The following is an 18,240-nucleotide window of genomic DNA, read 5'->3' as shown; positions in this document are numbered from 1 at the left end:
CGCGATATCGTCGTAATAAACTTACAGCTCGGCTACAGTAGCCCTCTTCCACTCTTTAAAGGTTGCATATGAACGCTCCCCGTATCCTGGTCTTGGCTGGCTCACTGCGCACCGGCTCCTACAACCGCTTACTTGCCAAAGCAGCCGCACAGCAACTGGAGACGCTAAACGCGCAGGTCACCCGATTAGATCTAGCCGATTATCCGCTGCCAATTTATGACGGCGATCTAGAGCAAGCCAGCGGTGTGCCAACCATTGCCCGCGAGTTGCACGCGGTCATCGCGTCTCATCAAGGTGTGTTTATTGCCAGCCCAGAGTACAATGCAAGCGTTCCACCGCTGTTACTGAATGCCATTGCTTGGGTCTCCCGCGTCAATGAAAATGGCGGCAAACTCGCCGCCTTCGGGCAGCCAGTGTTTGCCCTTGGAAGTGCTTCACCCGGCAATTTTGGGGGCTATCGCGGGCTGTTAGCATTGCGTCAATTATTGGCCTGGACGCTACAAAGCCAGGTTTTGCCACAGGTGGTAGCAGTGGGCCAAGCTCACATTGCATTTGATGAGCAGGGCCAACTCAAAGACGAATCAGCTAAAAATATGCTGAAGGAATTGACCGCGCAGCTCGTAAAAATAGCCAGTTGTGTAAAATAAAAGCGACTTTATATCTCCACTACGCGTAACCCTGATTCACAAAAACTGATGTCATCCACACTGCACGACCTTCCTGATAGCCCTTGTATCGGCATCTGTTCAACTCTTTTTGATGAAGTTTGCATAGGCTGTGGGCGAACTGCATTTGAAGTATCAAACTGGGTATTTTTCAGTGATGAAGAAAAGCGCCTAGTGTGGCAACGCATTATCCAAGAGAATCAGGCCATGCGTTTCACGCGCGGGCCGGCATAAACCGAGAGAAAAACCGATTATTGCAAGCATTTCGAGTTAAGCTAGCGCGAGTTGCGTCAAGCAACCCGCCTTTCAACCTATTCATTTAAAGAGGTCGTGATGCTCACTTTATATTTTGCCCCTCATACCTGCGCACTTTCTGTACTGATTGTCTTGAAATGGCTTGATGCGCCTCATAAAGTTGAAAAAGTGAAGTTAGGCGACCCGGCATATCAAAAACTCGTACCGCTTGGCATGGTGCCGGCAATGACGGATGATGAAAGCCCTATCATGACGCAAGCGACCGCTCTTTTAAAATATCTCGTCAATAAATATCCACAAGCACAGCTAGGCAGCGATGGCACTCTTCTTGGCAACTATGCACTTGATGAAAAGCTTTCCTTTCTGACCGGCGATTTTCATCCAGCTTTTTGGCCTTTTTTCTCGCCAAAGCGCTACACCGTGATGAGCGATGAAGAAAGTATCACGGCTGTAAAAACCGCAAGCTATGCTCGCGTTGAGCGGGTGATGCTGGAATTGGATCGTCAGCTTGACTCAACTCCATATCTGCTCGGTCAACGCCGCAGTATTGCCGATGCCTATGCATTTACCATGGCGCGTTGGGCAGACTATTTTCCTAAAACGATTCGCCACTATCCTAACGTCCATCGTTTCATGCAAGCCATGCAGACAGATGAAGGCGTGCAAGCCGCATTGCAACATCAAGCTTAAATAAAAAATCTTTTGCTTAATAGCATTTTTCTACTATATTAATAAGACACGTGATGGAATGTTCCGGGGGATTTTTACTCGTCACATTTATCCGTGTATTAGCTACTGTCATTCGCCTGCATCTTGGGGCGGCTTGTTTTTAATAATAGACATTAGGAAAAAATCATGATCAAGAGCAAAGCAATCAATACGCAAGAGATCCAATTGGACGATGATGCACTGATGGAGTTTTGTGCGTCTGAATCGACCATGGGCGCCGTCGGAGAAAAAAATGAAGCTGGTTTTGGCAAGTACGACGACCCAGACGCCTAACTAAAAGCTTAATGTGGTGCCAGGCAAGCCTTTTATCTGCTTATAGTTACTTGCCTGGCGTTCTGTTGTGACATCAATAACACAAAAAAGAATAGATGCCTCATCGCGTGTCTACTGTACCCGAAACAAACCAAATGTTTAGAGTGGAACTCCCCTATGACCGTTCTCGGCATCGCTTATCCCAAAACACAGGAGCTTTTAACAGCAAACCGGGACTGGGTTTTAACCCATGATAAAAGCGGCCAGCTAGCGGGTGCATTATGGCAAGAGGCAGATGAGCGTCATAGTACGCGCGCCCTGTGTCGAGAGGAGGCAGCGTATTTTTATTGCTTTTATGGACAAGCGTTTTCAAAGCAAGACAATACTGAAATTAATGAAAGTGACTTACGTGAAATTGCCTTAAAAGGCCCCGCTTTATTAACCGCCAAATTTTGGGGGGCGTATTTATTTGTCTGCTTTGATAAGGCGGCTAAAAAATTTATTTGCTGTTGTGACCCAAGTAATCAGTGGCCCGTCTATTGGTCATGGTCTGAGCGTCACGGGCTACTGTTTTCAGACACGATAACCTGTTTGCATCAGGCGCTTACAGCAGCGGGCGAACGCCCGGGATGGAATACATCGTTCTTTACCACTTGGTTACGCACCGGCTCGGTACAAAGTGGTGAGATGCCATTTGAGCGTATTTCAGAACTTCCGGCAGGGTGTGCGATTTTCTATACGCATGGAGGCAAGCCTGAGATGCTGCCTGTTTGGGACCCACTCATGCGTTCTGCCTATGGGCCTCTCGCTCAAAATCCATACGATATTTTAAAAAATTACCTGAGTTTGCATGTATCTGACGACGATCGGCCGGTCTTAGAGCTTTCAGGTGGCTTAGAGTCGAGTTCCGTGTTGTTGGCTTTGCGGGCGCTAGCACCTACTACGCAACGGCTTTCTTGTGCCCATTATTACAACTCCAAGATTGGCTCGTCCAATGAGCTTGAGCATGCGCGCCGCGTTGCTCACAGCACGGGCGCCCACCTTAACGAGATTGATAACCCAGTTTTGTCATTCGCTCCGATCACGCAAATCCCGCGCGTCGCGAAGCCGCATCTCCGCTATTGCTTGCTCGCCTTTCATCAGCATTTTGCCAACTCGCTCGACGAGCGTGAAAACAGCATGTTAATTAGCGGACATGGCGGAGATGCACTTTTTCTCGCACCCCCGCCTTTTGGTGTGTTGGCCGATGCAATGCTCACTTTACGCTGGCGGCAGTTGTTTCGGATGGCGATGGATTTGGCATTAATCCGCCGAACACCGCTCGCCCAAATTATGTGGCATGCAACCCAGTCTTTATTTTCTCCAAATCCTGCTAAAGGACTTAAGAGCACGGGGCTACTGTCTGACGCGGCTCAACTAGAGCCACTCGATGGCTGGTCCCATTTACATCCATTTATTCAGCAGACCAAGGTTCGCCTGCCTGGCAAGTTATACCAGTTGTTCCTGGCATACTTGTCGCTAGATGATGTCAGAACCCCCGCCTATCCCTTCAAAAGCGGCACACATTATCCATTTCTGTGTCAGCCAATGGTGGAGTTCGCATTGTCGGTACCCAGCTATCGTCACTTTGAGGGTGCGCATAATCGCATTCTCCTTAGAAAATCCGTCTCCGCCGCGACTCATTATCCGCACCTCTGGCGGCGTAATAAAGGCGAAACATCCGGCATCAATTTGCTCGGCATACGCCAACATAAAGACCACGTGATGGCACACTGTCTTGAAGGTTACCTAGCCAAGGAAGGCTATATTGACCCTATTCGAACCCGCACGGCAATCCAGGAGAGCAGCAAAGGTCGTAATGGCTATTTCATGAACCTTATGCAGGTTTATGCCGCTGAACTCTTTATTCAAGGATGGCAGTAGCTAGCAGGTGAAAGCACTAAAAATATCCAAAACTTTCAAAACGCTTGGTTTTCTACTGAGTTGCTTATGGGCGAATGAGCGCTATGCGCGTGTGCAAGTTGCTGCCGCCATTGCCTGTACAGCTTTTGTGATTGGCCTAAGCGTCGTGACACCGGTGCTCCTCAAATGGCTGATCGACGGTTTTTCTAGTGTATCGATTTCATCCATCACCGCCTATATGCTATGCGTAGCTTACGGCTGTGCGTGGTTCCTTTCGCAGGCCTTGCGGCGAGGCGAGCAATATCTTGCGATTGCAATCAACGAGCGCATCAAGCGATTCATCACACTAAACTATGTCAGCCAGGTACTCGATCGTTCTGCTGCAGCGCTCAGTGATCAGCAAAGCGGCGCTGCCGCGAGTGAAGTGAGCCGAGCGCAAGACAGTGTGATGCGCGCACTGTTCGGAATTTTCTGGAATATCGCACCACTTTGCGTTGCAATCGGCTTGGCCTGCATTGTTGTGTTTTCGCTGTTTGGTGCGGTCTATGCTGCGGTGCTCATCGGCTTTTTAACCGCTTACCTGTACTCCACCATGCTCACAGTTGCGCACTGTACGCCATTGCAGCGCAAGAAAAATCTGCGATCGGATCGTGCCTCGGCCTGTCTGATTGATACGCTAACGCATGCAGATACTGTCAAAGCCTTTTCAAATGAAGCCAGCGAATTAGCACAGCTTGAAGGCGCTTTCAGAGCCCGCGAACAAGCCAGCATCCAGATCGCACGCCACATGGAGGTGCTCGGCGCGCTGCAGTTATTAATTGTTGGCATCGGGCTCACCACGCTGACCTCTCTGGCGTGCCGCGATATCCTCGCGCACCGGCTTACTGTGGGCGACTTCGTACTTTTAAATAGTTACTTATTGCAATTTACGCTGCCGTTGAGCACGTTCGGTTATGTCATCCGTGAAGCTCGGCTGGGCTTGTTTAATCTTGAAGAACTACTGGACAAAATCAATACCCGACGGCTTTTCAAGCCCGCCAGCCGTACACTTTTTGAACGAGCGCCATCGATCGAATTCAAGCAAGCTGATTTTAGCCATGTGCCGGGAAAATATGTTTTACGAGAGGCTAGTTTTTCAATTCCAGCGGGTGCATTTTGTGCGATTGTCGGCCCGACCGGGGTCGGTAAATCTACCTTGATGAAACTGCTGTTGCGTTTGTATTCGCTCGATAGCGGCGCCATTTTGATCAATGGTCAACCGATTGAATCGTTTTCCGAGCACGTGCTACGCCAGTCGGTCAGCTATGCGACTCAAGACGCGCATTTGCTAGATCGTTCGCTGCGTGAAAATATCTGTTTTGCTTGCCCGCAGGCAGCAGACACAGAAATTGCGCGGGCCATCAGCACCACAGCACTCACGCCGGTGGTCGCCGCTGCAAGCGCTGGGCTCGAAACGCCGATTGGCGAACGAGGCAACAAACTATCCGGCGGCGAACGGCAGCGCGTAGCGCTCGCCCGCGCACTTTTACGACCCAGCCATCTACTTCTTCTAGACGAGCCAACGGCGGCGCTCGACGCGCACACTGAGGCGACGATTTTCAAGAATTTGCATGAAGAGTATCGACAAACCACTCGACTGATCATCGCACATCGGCTTCCAGCCATTCAGCATGCGGATTTAATCCTAGTATTAAAAGACGGCACTATCGCTGAGCAAGGTAACCATCGCAGTTTGTTGGCGCAAGACGGTATTTATGCCAGCCTCTGGTATAAACAAGTTGGGTCTAATGTCATTGAACAGCGTCAAGTCAGCGCAGCTTTTTGAGTCTTTCGGGATCTGCTCGCTTCGACTTTGGGTTACGTCAGTCCGGTGATGTTTAAAGATAGAGAGCCGTGACCGGCTACTTTGTTTTTCGTTGAAAATTAAGGACAAAAAAGGCCCGTAGGCCTTGCTTGTATACGCCTTTTAATTCTTTTTTTAAGAAGGTTGATTGTTACTACTTTATGTAATTGGCGGAGTGGACGGGACTCGAACCCGCGACCCCCGGCGTGACAGGCCGGTATTCTAACCAACTGAACTACCACTCCAAGCAAGCAGATGAAGTACTTAACTCATCATCTGTTTGACGCAAACCAAGCATAACGCCGGCTTGAGATTTGGCGTCCCCTAGGGGATTCGAACCCCTGTACTCACCGTGAAAGGGTGATGTCCTAGGCCTCTAGACGAAGGGGACAAATTCTTTTTTTTCACATTCGCGAAAGCATTGCATTATAGCGGCAATCCCTTTACTTGTGAAGCTTTCTTTATTACTTTTACTACTGCTTTAATTGGTGGAGGTAAGCGGGATCGAACCGCTGACCTCTTGCATGCCATGCAAGCGCTCTCCCAGCTGAGCTATACCCCCACAAAGAAAACGCGATTTTAAAGAGCAAATCACACTTTGTAAATACTTATCTCATTAATAAGCCAAATTTCCACGTCTAGACACTCAAATGCAACGGGTGGCTCGAGTGAATCTCACTCACCTAACGAGTAACCGTAGCAAGCCTTGCCAGCACTCTTTCGCGACCAAATAATTCAAGCACAGCATCGATCGATGGCGTATGCGTGGTCCCTGCTACCAACAAACGTAACGGCATCGCCAACTGCGGCATCTTAAGCCCATGTGCCTTTAATACTGTTTTAAGGGCGGCATTAATTGTCGTGCGCAGCCATTCAATACTGCTTAAATTCTGTCCAAGCTCAGCCAACGCTAGGCGCACAGGCTCAGTTAAATGTTGCGCAAGTTCATCTAGAGGCGTGTCTGGCGCTCGATAAAATATCACTGCGGCAGCTGCCAATTCTTTTAGCGTTGCGGCTCGATCTTTCAGTAGCGCAACCACCTCAGTTAACGCCGGCCCTTGGGTCCAATCGACTTCAAGCGCGCTAAGAAACGGCTGCACGAGTTGAGCCAAACGAGCATCATCAGCATGCTTAATATAATGCTGATTGAGCCACTTCAATTTATCCGGGTCATATTGAGCTGGCGATTTGCCCAGATGCTCAAGGTCAAACCAAGCGACCAGTTGCTCGCATGAAAAAATCTCGTCATCGCCATGTGACCAGCCTAAGCGAGCTAGATAATTAAGCACCGCCTCTGGTAAATAGCCCTCGTCACGATATTGGATAACGCTCATGGCGCCATTACGCTTTGACATTTTCTCGCCATTCGCATCTAGCACGGTAGGTAAATGTGCGTAAATAGGCGGGGTCTGGCCGAGCGCGTTTAAGATATTAAGTTGGCGGGGGGTGTTATTCACATGATCATCGCCGCGGATCACATGCGTAATACGCATGTCAATATCATCAACGACGACACAAAAATTATACGTGGGCGTGCCATCTGGCCGCGCAATAATCAGATCATCCAGTTCTTGGTTGGCAATCTCAACCCGCCCTTTAACGGCATCCTCCCAAATGACGGAGCCAGTGGTTGGGTTTTTAAAACGCACAACGGGTTTAACGCCAGCCGGCAGCGGTGGTAACTGTTTACCCTCCTCCGGCCGCCAGCGGCCGTCGTAGCGCGGCTTTTCACCGCGCTCACGCTGTGCATCACGCAGCCTATCAAGCTCTTCTGGCGACATATAACAAGGATAAGCTAAACCTGCCGCTAGCATTTGCGCTATCACCTCGCGGTAGCGATCCATGCGTTGCATTTGATAAAAAGGCCCCTCGTCAAGAGTAAGCCCAAGCCAAGCCATGCTCTCAAGGATCACGTCCACCGCCGCTTGCGTTGAGCGCTCTAAGTCTGTATCTTCAATCCGCAAAATGAACGTACCACCCGCTCGACGAGCGAACGCCCATGGGTAAAGGGCTGAGCGAATATTACCGAGGTGAATAAAGCCAGTAGGGCTGGGTGCGAAACGGGTGCGCACCGTAGAGTTTTTAATTTTGTCCATATTGAAAATTATATCAGTAGTGATCGGGCATCCCCAAAAATTGGATACACTATGCTGATTGCTACAAAGGTTCATACCACCCGAGAACTTGGCGCATGGATTAATACAATACCCGCGTGCGCAAATCTAAATTAGACTTTTTACACTCATATCCTATATTAAATATAGGGGCGCTACTTAGGTGAGGGCCATGCATTTTTTTCGTTTATTCATTTTTGGCGTATTATTTTCCATTATAGGCTGTGGAGAGAAATCGCTAGATACAGCGGGTTCGGATACCACAGAATTATATCAGTGGCAGTCTCTTGGACAACCTGAAGAAAATCGCGCAGAAGCTATCCGGCGCATCATTGAGTGTGATAACTGTTTTAAATTAGACTTAAGTCATCTAGGCTTGCGCGAACTGCCGCCCTCATTAGGGCTATTTCAGCAATTTAATCAATCCATGATCTTAAATTTGGCACACAATAAATTGCATGATTTGCCTGGATTTATTAACCGACTGTCTAGTCTAAGGCTCATCATTTTGTCAAACAATGAGTTCAATGAATTGCCTGACGCCATCAATCAATTGCCCGATTGTTTCGTTGATATACGAAATAACCCTTTGTCCGCAGAAGCCAAGGAAGCAATTCTTTTTTTATATAGCTTGCGTCAATTTAATAAGCCAAAGCGACTCATATTTGATTATAACCACGAAATACTTCAATTGATTTCTGAGCGCATACTACTCGCGATTGCGATACAGCCATGGCTCCCCCCTTCTGATAAAGTCCGTGCACGGTTTGATAACTGGGAAGCCGGCGTTAATATAAGCGATGCTCAGAACCTCAGATACTTCCTCTCAAAATTATGGGAAACAGCAGATGCTCAAAACCAAATCGGCTTAGAGCGCTTAAAACAACGAGTGCAGCACGTACTCGTTGAACTTCAGCAACGTCAGGATTTGCGGCCTTTTTGTTTTGATCTCGTAAAAGATGCGCTAGGAGCGTGTGGTAATAGAGTGGATATCGGTCTCAACAATATTGAGCACACTATTCTTAATGCAAAAGCTGAGTCTGGAGAGATCGAGCCAGAAATATTAGAGAAAATGGTTATACAACAATTTCGCTTAAGAGAACTCGCCCCGATTGTATGTGAAAAAGTAAAACACGTTTCGCCAACTATACAAGTCGAAGTTTATCTTTTATATCAACTCAAATTAAGAGAACAATGGGATCTATTGATCCAAGGACAAGACATGCTTTATTCTTCATTGGTCGATCTTACGGAGAAAGAACTCGATTTAGTTAAGAAAAAATTAAAAGCAGCTGAGCAAGAAGAAAAACTCTTCACTTTCTTTTTTGAACATGAAGCATGGCAACATTATCTAGAAAGAAAATATGCAGACAAATTCAATACATTAAAAAATCAGCGAGACGCTGAATTTAATATATTAGAGAATCGATATGAAGAGCTCTCCGAAGAATACCAAGAACAGATTGAGGTTATAAACAAAAATGCAGAAAACAGGCTATATATATTACGGCAAGAAATAAACCAACTCGAGTGGGCCGAGTTGAAAATTAGGCACATTATTCAATAAGAAATGACGCACCATACAGATAAAATTAGGCAATCTGGTCTGGGGAGACTCGGCCGCTGCGATTCACTAATTCAAATGAATCAATCTCATCTATTTTATGTAACCTCTCTCTGGTCAAATCTAATTCATCCTGCAGTTTAATCTGTTTGATTGTGAGCTCCTCTATGGTTACAGACTGTTGAGAATTTATAGTGATAGCCTTCTCTAATTGAGCCTCTAGCGCCAGCCTTTTTTGCTCTGTTTGTGCCATTTCTTCAGTTATTTTTTTCTCCCTTTGCAGTTGCTCAAGGTTCTCATCAAGATGACTACTTTGTTTATCGATGCTATTCGACAAATTAGCCAGCATATCTGACAATCTGTGCAGGTTTTCTGTTACCTCTCCAGACGACCGACTTAACTCAGTGCTCACCACCGAACTGATCGTCCCGACTTCTTGTTTTGCCTCTACTAACTGCTCTTTTGCTTCTTGTATCTGTTGTATGCGTTCTTCTACAGAACCTTTTTTATTGATGCCAACTAAACTTTCTCCAACGTGCTTCACTAAACCCGTGACACGTTCGGTCACCTGGACCACACGATCAGTCACATCTCCAATCAGATCTATAGTTTGCTCTATCGGCTTTGCAATGACCTGCTCCCCGAGGCCGACAAATATCTCCATCGGTTTACCCAATACAATCTCTGCCCCATCTAATGCAACGTGCCCAGTTGTTTCAACCACTCGGCCTACGCCACGCGCAACATGCTCTAGAGGCCGACCTACATCTTCCACGACATGCACAATACCTCGTGCAACACTTTCTACGGCGCCCATGATTATCTCCTTACACAACAGAAAAGATATCGAGAAGCAGATCTTTGGTTCAAAATCACGAATCCAAAATCTTCAAATTATTTTAATTATTTAAACTTCTCTGCCATAACAGATCGCTTATATTTAATATAGTCTAATTATTTTTCTTTGCAACACACTTATTTTTAATGAGCGCAGTACTAGTCGTACCATGTCTCTGCTCACACCTGGGCAGGTTTCTTCGATCTCCGATATGGAAAATGGCAACATGCGTTTGAACACTTCTGATCGTACCCGATCCCCCTTGTTGCCTCGACCATACTCGATGACCAACATGTTCTTCGAACTCTCGATAGGCGCGCAACAACGCTCCCCAGAAGTAATCAAGCCATGGTTTGATGTCATGCCGTCCCTGGTGCCAACTAATGGGGTAATTATGTATAACAATACCCCATTAAACGATCGTTATCCCCCCATTTAGGCTGGCATAAATTGAGAGAATGGGTGTAAAGCAGCGTAGTTTATGGATTTTCTATTTTCGCTTTCTTAGTTTTGTACAAACCGTGAGTTCTGGCCTTGCACCGTAATAAAATCATGATGATCCAACACATAGCTAGTGATTTCGGCACTGCCGCTGCATTCATTCCGGCTTAATCGTACAGTAAGGCCTTGCCAAGAGGTCCGGTTACCCGGTTTGATAGAGCTGCGAATCTTTATTAAACCAGCGCATAAGCGCCCAGGAGTGACCCCATGCATAGTGTCCTCAAAATATCATCAAGCACAAGATAGGCCTGCTCAGTAACATCAGTTACTAAACTAACACGCACTACCCAGCCAACAGTGCTTCAATCCGGCGCGCGCCCGTGTAACGTTTTTCCCAATAACGGTTATTCAATGCATCAACCCGAATGTTATTGCCGGTAGAAGGCGAGTGAACGAATTTGTTATCGCCAATATAAATGCCTACATGCGAGAAAGTGCGGCGCATCGTATTAAAAAATACGAGATCGCCGGGCTTTAGGTCAGTCACTTTAATAATTTTCTCGCCGACCCGACTCATGTCCACCGCGCGGCGCGGCAACGTGAAGCCAAGCGTGTTTTGATACACATAACGAACAAAACCGCTGCAATCCAGTCCCGAATCCGGGGTGTTGCCCCCCCAACGATACCGTACGCCAATCATATTCAAAGCGCTGGCAACTACATTGCTTGCCTTAGTCGCCATGTCCGCTAAAAAGGTGTGCGGCTCTTGAATAGGAGCGCCCGATAATTTTTGGGGGTGACTCTCTGCGCTACCTTCCGTCAGGACGTGGGAGTCGAAACTGAAGTTGTTAAGGTATGAATTTTTTTCAGCAAAAACTGTGCTTGAATTTAATATGAGCAAGCCTGTAAAGAAACCTAGCAGGGTACGCGCACGAAATAAATTTAGAATTTTTTGATGCATAAGTAATAAAAAAATACACAGCAAAATGCCGATTTCAAGGAAGTTCGGCTAGCATTATAAATGTTTATTAACTAAGCTGAAAAATAAAAACAACAGCGGAAACAACCTATTACACTCCATGCTAGTCAATCATAGCCCAAATGACAAGCCACAAAGAGGCTTTCGGAAGAACACGAAGCGGCACGATAAACCGTCCTAACACCAGCAAAAAAGCGCTCTTTCATAGTCCGGTTTTTATGAAATAGGCAATTTTAGTTGCAATGTGCGAGAATTGTACCCAAAATCCCGTTCGTTCCAGTCTTCACACAAGTGAACGATACACTTTCTTAATATTACGGAGTATTTATGGGCTTTCTCGCTGGTAAACGCATCTTGCTCACCGGACTTTTGTCAAACCGCTCGATTGCCTACGGCATTGCGCAAGCGTGTCATCGTGAAGGGGCTGAACTCGCTTTCACGTATGTAGGTGAACGGTTCAAAGAGCGGGTCACAGGCTTTGCCAAAGAATTTGGTAGTGAGTTAGTTTTCCCCTGCGATGTGGCTGACGATACGCAAATTGAAGAGACCTTCACCGCGCTGAAAGCACACTGGGACCACCTTGATGGATTAGTCCACGCAATCGGCTTTGCACCGCGCGAAGCCATCGCGGGTGATTTTCTGGATGGCCTCACGCGTGAAAACTTTAAGATCGCACACGATATTTCGGCCTATAGTTTTCCGGCACTTGCTAAAGCCGCACTGCCCCTTTTATCAGCCGATGCATCGTTGTTAACACTGACTTATTTTGGCGCTGAAAAGGTTGTCCCCAACTATAACACTATGGGCCTAGCCAAAGCCTCGCTTGAAGCCAGCGTACGTTATTTGGCTTCCTCGCTCGGCCCTAAAGGTATCCGGGTTAACGCTATTTCGGCAGGCCCGATTAAGACCTTAGCCGCCAGCGGCATCAAAGGTTTTGGCAAGATTTTAGATTTTGTTGAAACCCATGCGCCTTTACGCCGCAATGTCGGCATTGAACAAGTCGGTAATGCCGCCGCCTTTTTATTATCCGATTTAGCGGCTGGCGTGAGTGCAGAAATCATGCACGTAGACAGTGGCTTTAATGCGGTTGCTGCAGGTATGGCTGCGACTGAAGAGTAAAAACGCAAAGGGTCGACGCAACCTTTTGCTCCGCAAAACGGTTATTTTGTCGGCTCTAGCAAAAGCTCTAACGCAATTTTCTAGCGTTATTTAAATATCCATCTTTACGTCATGTGTAAAGATGGATATATCAATGTCTATGAGTCACACACATAAATTGAGAGCGTCATAAACCACCCCGCTCTCTGCGCAACTCATCAAGAGAGCCCCCAGGCACCGTTTTAATAAAGTAAAGCTCATACCCAGTACAGCGAGTACAGCCAGCAACTTACGCGAACCAAACTCAGAAACATGCCCGCGTTCAAAACGCGCAAGAGATTCTTGGGTGATACCAGACTGCACAGCCACCACACCTTGCTTGAGGCCAAGGGCCCAGCGGCGTCGACGTGCAGTATTTTAGACAGGGCACAAGTTTTTTAGACAATACAAATAAATAAAAACAATAAAGTACATTATAATATCTACTATACTTAATTTTTTAATATAAAAGATACTATGATATCTGTATTTTTTATGACTCCGCGGAGCATGGCAGAGCATATCGCAAAGCAAGCGCGAGCCAAAAGGCTAGCGTTGAACTTCAGTCAAAAGAACTTGGCAGAACGTTCCGGCGTGAGTTTGGGAGTGCTGAAAAAATTTGAACGCACAGGAAAAATATCCCTTGAATCACTCCTTAAACTTGCGGTTATTTTAGATGCGTTTGAAGAATTCAAGGAGCTCTTTAAAAAAGCAGATCCGGAGAGCTTTGTCTCGATTGATGCGCTCATGAAAGATAAAACGCGTCAAAGAGGGCGACAATGAGCTTTAAAAATCAATCTGTTATGCAAGTTTCTTTTATGCGCGGGAAAGAAACGCTCGCGCTAAAAGATCGAACCATATTTTTTGAATATCACCTGATTTTATAAAAACAGGATTAGAACTCTCCCCTTTTAAGCTCCCACTTAAAGTCGGCATGACAGCATGCCGGGATCAGGTTTTTGATGGACAGCGCTTTGAGTGGCATCAAAAAAGCAAACGCTTTACAAATAATTGATCAAGTGAAAGCCGCTGTGGCAAAGTGGAAAGAATATGCAAAAGAGGCTGGCGTCAGCGCGACTTCTCTTAAAATGATCCAGAAAAGACTATTAGATATAACTAGCGTATAGTTGTGCCAAGCACAGCTATACGCTATTGATACACTTTACGACTCAATGCTTACCAGCTTTCTTAGCCCGGTTTAAAGCGAGTAATACATATCAAATTCAACCGGATGCGTAGTCATTCTGAAACGAGTCAGCTCGGCCATTTTTAATTCGATATAGGCATCCAGCATGCTATCGGTAAAGACGCCACCACGAGTTAAGAATTCACGATCTTGATCGAGGTGATACAGCGCTTCATCCAAACTTGCACAAACGGTTGGGATTTTTTTGTCTTCTTCAGGCGGCAAATCATAAAGATTTTTGTCTGCTGCTTCACCTGGATGAAGCTTGTTTTGCACGCCGTCCAAACCTGCCATTAGCAGCGCCGAGAACGCCAAATACGGGTTCGCCATTGGATCTGGGAAGCGCGTCTCAATACGACGGCCCTTCGGACTTGAAACATGCGGAATACGAATCGAAGCAGACCGGTTACGCGCGGAGTACGCCAATTTTACCGGCGCCTCAAAACCAGGGACTAAACGCTTATACGAGTTGGTTGTAGGATTGGTAATCGCATTCAGCGCACGCGCATGTTTGATAATCCCGCCAATATAGTACAGCGCAAACTCTGAGAGCCCGGCATAACCATGGCCAGCAAAGAGATTTTGGCCATCTTTCCAGATCGATTGGTGAACATGCATGCCTGAACCATTATCGCCGACAATCGGTTTAGGCATAAAGGTGGCTGTTTTGCCATAAGTATGGGCAACATTGTGCACCACATATTTTAGGATCTGAGTCCAATCCGCCCGTTGCACCAAAGTAGAGAACTTGGTGCCGATTTCATTCTGGCCTTCACCCGCTACTTCGTGGTGATGCACTTCAACTGGCACCCCAAGCTGCTCAAGTAATAGACACATTTCAGAACGCATATCTTGAAATGTATCGACCGGCGCCACTGGAAAATACCCGCCTTTCACATTTGGGCGGTGGCCAGTGTTGCCATGCTCATATTCCTTACCTGAAGACCACGGCGCTTCTTCCGAATTGACTTTAACAAAGGAGCCTGACATATCCACGCCCCATTGCACCGAATCAAAAATAAAGAACTCGGGTTCTGGTCCAAAATACGCCGTATCGCCTAAGCCGGTACTCTTAAGATAAGCTTGCGCACGTTTGGCTAGCGAGCGTGGGTCACGCTCATAACCTTTACCGTCAGAGGGCTCAACCACATCGCAAACCAACACTAAAGTGGGCTCTTCATAAAAAGGATCAATATAGGCAGTGTTTGGATCTGGCATCAACAACATATCAGATGCTTCGATACCCTTCCAACCAGCAATTGAAGAGCCGTCAAACGCTTGGCCACTTTCAAATCTATCCGCCTCAAACGCCGATGTCGGTACTGATAGATGCTGTTCCTTGCCACGCGTATCGGTAAAACGAAAATCGATAAACTTAACGTTTTCTTCGCTGACAAGTTGCATCACATCGGCTACGGTTTTACTCATACATTACTCCTGCTAAATGGCCCAAATTTAGAATTGATATCTTCCGCCCCCTTACGCTACACATACTGTTGTTTAACGTAAGAGAGTCCGGAAACCCCTACAACCAGCCAAACCAGTGTGGCCTAACTCACTTCAAAGAAGTTTTGTTGCTAATAAAATCCTGTAGCCATATCCAACGCCAGCAAGCTCGCCTTGGTGCTGAAATTTTCTTTTGGCTCTATGAATGCGGGATGGACGGATTCGCCCTATGTTATAGAGTGCCGCGATAAGATGCCCGCTATTTCGCGCTATGCTAACGCCGAAATTTGAATGAGCCTTGATCCAAGAGGACTCCATTTAGACCCAAATATGCTTGAAATCAATGAAGAGTATGATTATAAACTGTGGTGTAGAAAAAGCAATAATATCCGATTCGGGAAATACCGCCTTCTTTGAGAGTTGCCTTAGAATAGTGCTTTAATCTTTGTTTACTGAACTTAAATGAGTAGTCTTGAACAGCTTTACACAATGGCCCAACAGCGCTGCCTAGAGCGCGAATTGCCTTACGCCGGCGCACTCACACCTAACGAGGCCTTTGAGGTGCTGCAAAGCGATCGTTCCGCTCGTCTTGTTGATGTACGCACACGCGCGGAGCTTGACTGGGTGGGCCGGCCAGCCATCAACTCTAGCCAATATCTTCATCTTGAATGGATGAGCTATCCAAGCGGTGCACCCAATCTGGCGTTTATCAATCAATTACGAGAAATGGTGACGTTGGAAACGCCACTCCTTTTGCTCTGCCGTAGTGCGGGTCGTTCAAAACTTGCCGCAGCGGCTGCTGCTCGGGCTGGGTTTACGGGTGCATTTGATGTGCTTGAGGGTTTTGAAGGCGATAAGGACAACGGCGGGCACCGTAATACAATTAATGGTTGGCGTTGGCAAGGTTTGCCATGGTTAGGGGTATGATAATGAGTTACGACTTGATCAGACAGTAAGGCCTTGCCTCAACAGGCGAGACGCTAAAAATCAGATTGCCAATGCGTGTAAAACCTAAGTTATCTTGATATAACTCCTCATCGACATCTGCCCGCGTTGAACACATTCTATATGTGTGTCAGTCCAACGCGGGCTTACTTTTCCTTCTCCTGCCGCAACCTTCCCCCCTGCGATTTTGCTCTGTCTTCTTGTACTACTTTGGCTGACAGCGGAGTTGATTACTACTATTTCTGTTATTTGGTGGGCCCCCCGGGAGTCGAACCCGGCACCAACGGATTATGCTTACCCACTACGGTTTTCACCGCCTCTTTCGAGTTTGGGGTCTGGACTGTCTCTTGTCTTTACGACCTGCCCGTACAGTCTCTACACGTTCCCTGTCAAAAATTCTTTAACAGGGCTTCGCTCGGGATTACCACGGCAATAGCCAGAGGCTTCCCCGACTTTGAGCAGTTCTACTAGGGAGCAATATTGACTTAAATTACCCCAAAGCAACCCATCTAGCAGCCTGCCATGACGCCACGTTGACGCTTTAGGCCGACCGCCTGTTAAGTCCGCTGCTCTAACCAAGCATGAGCTAGAGGCCCTTTTTAATTGTCAATGCAACAAAGGCTGCAATTCTACTACGAAATAGCCTGAGTTTTGCTAGAGAGCGCATCAAATTCTTCTGGCGTATAGGCAGCGATGGCAAGTGCATGAATCGCGCCTTGCATGGCATCGTCCAGCGCATCATAAATCAAGCGATGACGCGCTACCCGAGTTTTGCCAGCAAAGCTCGCGGTCACCACGGTTACGCTAAAATGCCCACCAGATTTAGCGCCAGCATGACCCACATGCTGCGCACCGTCATCGTCTACAGTTAGATAGAGCGGCGCCAGCGCATCACGCAGCCGCGTTTCAATCACTGCAAGCGGATTATCAGACCAAACAGACATAAATTACTCACTCTTTAAATATCGGGTTAACCAAATGCTTTGGATAATGATAAAAATAAACATCAAGGCAGTACCACCGAACAGCTTGAAGTTGACCCAAGTATCGGTTGAGAACTGATAGGCAATGACTAAATTTAAGCAGCCTAAGACCACAAAAAAACCAGCCCAAGCCGAATTCAATGCATTCCAAGCAAGCCGCGGTAGTACAATTTTTTTGCCCAGCATCGCTTGCATTAAGTTTTTATCAAAAGCAAATCGCGAAATGAGCAGGGTCAAGGCAAATACCCAGTACAGGACAGTGGGTTTCCATTTGATAAACATTTCATCACGCAGCAAAAGGGTCGAGCCGCCGAGCACCACAATCACCCCTAGGCTGACCCATAAAGCAGGCTCTACCTTACGATGACGGAAGGCAACCCAGGCGATCTGCGCAAGGGTTGCAACGATTGTCACCGCCGTTGCTACAAAAATGCCCCACACTTTGAAAGCAACAAAAAAAAGGGCAACGGGAAAAAGATCGAATAAGAATTTCATTGATGTGTCTATAAAGTCAATTAAGTGCCGGTTTAAGCCTTAAGCTATTCAGGTTTGTTCGGATCGAATTGTAACGCAGCTGAGTTAATACAGTAGCGTTGCCCAGTTTGAGTTGGACCATCCGTAAATACATGCCCGAGGTGAGCTGCGCATTTCTGGCAGCGAACTTCAACTCGTGTCATTTGGTGAGAATGGTCCGTCTTCTCTTCAATTGTCTCACTGGCCACTGGCCGATCAAAACTTGGCCAGCCACACGCCGCATCAAATTTGGCCGTCGACTCAAAAAGTGGTGTACCGCAGCACACACATTGATATACGCCAGCTTGCCAGTGATCCCAGTAAGCGCCGCTAAAAGCCGGCTCAGTGGCCGCTTGCCGTGTCACTTTATAGGCTATATCAGAGAGTTGCTGGCGCCATTCTTGCGCGGATTTTTTGCACGTATCTTTGGGGTCCATAGCACTATTTT

At 47.0% G+C, this 18,240-nt stretch carries 19 protein-coding genes, 3 tRNA genes and 1 pseudogene; 11 read left to right on the top strand and 12 right to left on the bottom strand.

Features of this window, described 5'->3' with window-relative positions; translation table 11 throughout:
- The first annotated feature begins 68 nt into the window (after positions 1–68).
- From NQD60_RS03750 to NQD60_RS03725, 6 genes are all read left to right on the top strand, one after another.
- Positions 69–647 carry an NADPH-dependent FMN reductase gene (locus tag NQD60_RS03750; RefSeq protein WP_257101120.1) on the top strand — a complete coding sequence of 193 codons (579 nt, stop codon included), beginning with the start codon at positions 69–71 and terminating at the stop codon, positions 645–647.
- 48 nt (positions 648–695) lie between these two features.
- A complete protein-coding gene (locus NQD60_RS03745; RefSeq protein ID WP_223694411.1) occupies positions 696–899 on the top strand; it encodes a DUF1289 domain-containing protein in 204 nt (67 codons plus the stop codon).
- 99 nt (positions 900–998) lie between these two features.
- Positions 999–1,610: a glutathione S-transferase family protein gene (locus NQD60_RS03740; RefSeq protein ID WP_257101119.1), complete on the top strand. Its 612-nt coding sequence runs from the start codon at positions 999–1,001 to the stop codon at positions 1,608–1,610.
- A gap of 165 nt (positions 1,611–1,775) precedes the next feature.
- A complete protein-coding gene (locus tag NQD60_RS03735) occupies positions 1,776–1,922 on the top strand; it encodes a burhizin family lasso peptide (protein WP_257101118.1) in 147 nt (48 codons plus the stop codon).
- A gap of 156 nt (positions 1,923–2,078) precedes the next feature.
- Positions 2,079–3,824 (top strand): asparagine synthase C-terminal domain-containing protein, encoded by a 1,746-nt coding sequence (locus NQD60_RS03730; RefSeq protein WP_257101117.1) that lies wholly within the window; start codon positions 2,079–2,081, stop codon positions 3,822–3,824.
- A 7-nt stretch (positions 3,825–3,831) separates the two neighbouring features.
- The gene (locus tag NQD60_RS03725) at positions 3,832–5,628 is read left to right on the top strand and encodes an ABC transporter ATP-binding protein (protein ID WP_257101116.1); all 1,797 of its coding nucleotides are present in this window, start codon (positions 3,832–3,834) and stop codon (positions 5,626–5,628) included.
- 186 nt (positions 5,629–5,814) lie between these two features.
- Here NQD60_RS03725 and NQD60_RS03720 read toward each other — a convergent pair.
- From NQD60_RS03720 to gltX, 4 genes are all read right to left on the bottom strand, one after another.
- Positions 5,815–5,891: transfer RNA gene (locus tag NQD60_RS03720), tRNA-Asp, on the bottom strand.
- Positions 5,892–5,961: 70 nt separating this feature from the next.
- Positions 5,962–6,037 (bottom strand) — tRNA-Glu (locus NQD60_RS03715).
- A 95-nt stretch (positions 6,038–6,132) separates the two neighbouring features.
- A tRNA-Ala gene (locus tag NQD60_RS03710) sits at positions 6,133–6,208 on the bottom strand.
- Positions 6,209–6,329: 121 nt separating this feature from the next.
- A complete protein-coding gene (gene gltX / locus NQD60_RS03705; protein WP_257101115.1) occupies positions 6,330–7,742 on the bottom strand; it encodes a glutamate--tRNA ligase in 1,413 nt (470 codons plus the stop codon).
- Positions 7,743–7,932: 190 nt separating this feature from the next.
- Here gltX and NQD60_RS03700 point away from each other — a divergent pair, with 190 nt between their 5' ends.
- Positions 7,933–9,327 (top strand): NEL-type E3 ubiquitin ligase domain-containing protein, encoded by a 1,395-nt coding sequence (locus NQD60_RS03700; protein ID WP_257101114.1) that lies wholly within the window; start codon positions 7,933–7,935, stop codon positions 9,325–9,327.
- A 25-nt stretch (positions 9,328–9,352) separates the two neighbouring features.
- On the opposite strand, the gene NQD60_RS03695 is transcribed toward NQD60_RS03700, so the two are convergent.
- The 3 genes and pseudogenes from NQD60_RS03695 to NQD60_RS03685 all read right to left on the bottom strand — a co-directional run bounded on the left by NQD60_RS03695 (position 9,353) and on the right by NQD60_RS03685 (position 11,564).
- Positions 9,353–10,141, bottom strand: coding sequence for a hypothetical protein (locus NQD60_RS03695; RefSeq protein WP_257101113.1), 789 nt, complete (start codon positions 10,139–10,141; stop codon positions 9,353–9,355).
- A gap of 123 nt (positions 10,142–10,264) precedes the next feature.
- Positions 10,265–10,541, bottom strand: a pseudogene (locus NQD60_RS03690) (cell filamentation protein Fic); the annotation flags it as partial.
- A 405-nt stretch (positions 10,542–10,946) separates the two neighbouring features.
- Positions 10,947–11,564 (bottom strand): C40 family peptidase, encoded by a 618-nt coding sequence (locus tag NQD60_RS03685; RefSeq protein ID WP_257101112.1) that lies wholly within the window; start codon positions 11,562–11,564, stop codon positions 10,947–10,949.
- A gap of 345 nt (positions 11,565–11,909) precedes the next feature.
- On the opposite strand from NQD60_RS03685, the gene fabI reads away from it, so the two are divergent.
- The gene (gene fabI, locus NQD60_RS03680) at positions 11,910–12,701 is read left to right on the top strand and encodes an enoyl-ACP reductase FabI (RefSeq protein WP_223694393.1); all 792 of its coding nucleotides are present in this window, start codon (positions 11,910–11,912) and stop codon (positions 12,699–12,701) included.
- Positions 12,702–12,845: 144 nt separating this feature from the next.
- On the opposite strand, the gene NQD60_RS03675 is transcribed toward fabI, so the two are convergent.
- Entirely contained in the window at positions 12,846–13,049 is a 204-nt protein-coding gene (locus NQD60_RS03675) for a hypothetical protein (RefSeq protein WP_257101111.1), read from the bottom strand.
- Positions 13,050–13,229: 180 nt separating this feature from the next.
- On the opposite strand from NQD60_RS03675, the gene NQD60_RS03670 reads away from it, so the two are divergent.
- Positions 13,230–13,502 carry a helix-turn-helix domain-containing protein gene (locus tag NQD60_RS03670; RefSeq protein WP_257101110.1) on the top strand — a complete coding sequence of 91 codons (273 nt, stop codon included), beginning with the start codon at positions 13,230–13,232 and terminating at the stop codon, positions 13,500–13,502.
- Positions 13,503–13,678: 176 nt separating this feature from the next.
- Positions 13,679–13,846, top strand: coding sequence for a hypothetical protein (locus NQD60_RS03665; protein ID WP_257101109.1), 168 nt, complete (start codon positions 13,679–13,681; stop codon positions 13,844–13,846).
- 71 nt (positions 13,847–13,917) lie between these two features.
- Here the strand turns inward: NQD60_RS03665 and glnA are convergent, their stop codons facing one another.
- The gene (gene glnA, locus NQD60_RS03660) at positions 13,918–15,333 is read right to left on the bottom strand and encodes a type I glutamate--ammonia ligase (RefSeq protein WP_257101108.1); all 1,416 of its coding nucleotides are present in this window, start codon (positions 15,331–15,333) and stop codon (positions 13,918–13,920) included.
- 480 nt (positions 15,334–15,813) lie between these two features.
- Here glnA and NQD60_RS03655 point away from each other — a divergent pair, with 480 nt between their 5' ends.
- Positions 15,814–16,278 carry a rhodanese-like domain-containing protein gene (locus tag NQD60_RS03655; RefSeq protein ID WP_257101107.1) on the top strand — a complete coding sequence of 155 codons (465 nt, stop codon included), beginning with the start codon at positions 15,814–15,816 and terminating at the stop codon, positions 16,276–16,278.
- A gap of 650 nt (positions 16,279–16,928) precedes the next feature.
- Here NQD60_RS03655 and NQD60_RS03650 read toward each other — a convergent pair.
- From NQD60_RS03650 to msrB, 3 genes are read right to left on the bottom strand one after another with little or no spacing between them, the layout of a single operon-like run.
- Positions 16,929–17,240, bottom strand: coding sequence for a BolA family transcriptional regulator (locus NQD60_RS03650; RefSeq protein ID WP_257101106.1), 312 nt, complete (start codon positions 17,238–17,240; stop codon positions 16,929–16,931).
- Positions 17,241–17,243: 3 nt separating this feature from the next.
- Positions 17,244–17,774: a septation protein A gene (locus NQD60_RS03645; protein WP_257101105.1), complete on the bottom strand. Its 531-nt coding sequence runs from the start codon at positions 17,772–17,774 to the stop codon at positions 17,244–17,246.
- Between the two features lie 44 nt (positions 17,775–17,818).
- On the bottom strand, positions 17,819–18,229 hold the full coding sequence (gene msrB / locus NQD60_RS03640; protein ID WP_257101104.1) for a peptide-methionine (R)-S-oxide reductase MsrB: 411 nt from the start codon (positions 18,227–18,229) through the stop codon (positions 17,819–17,821).
- Between the last annotated feature and the right edge of the window lie 11 nt (positions 18,230–18,240).

The organism is Mycoavidus sp. SF9855, from assembly GCF_024582735.1.
Lineage (GTDB): Bacteria > Pseudomonadota > Gammaproteobacteria > Burkholderiales > Burkholderiaceae > Mycoavidus.
The sequence above is the reverse complement of the archived record's forward strand: the minus strand, read 5'-3'. Positions and strand labels throughout refer to the sequence as shown.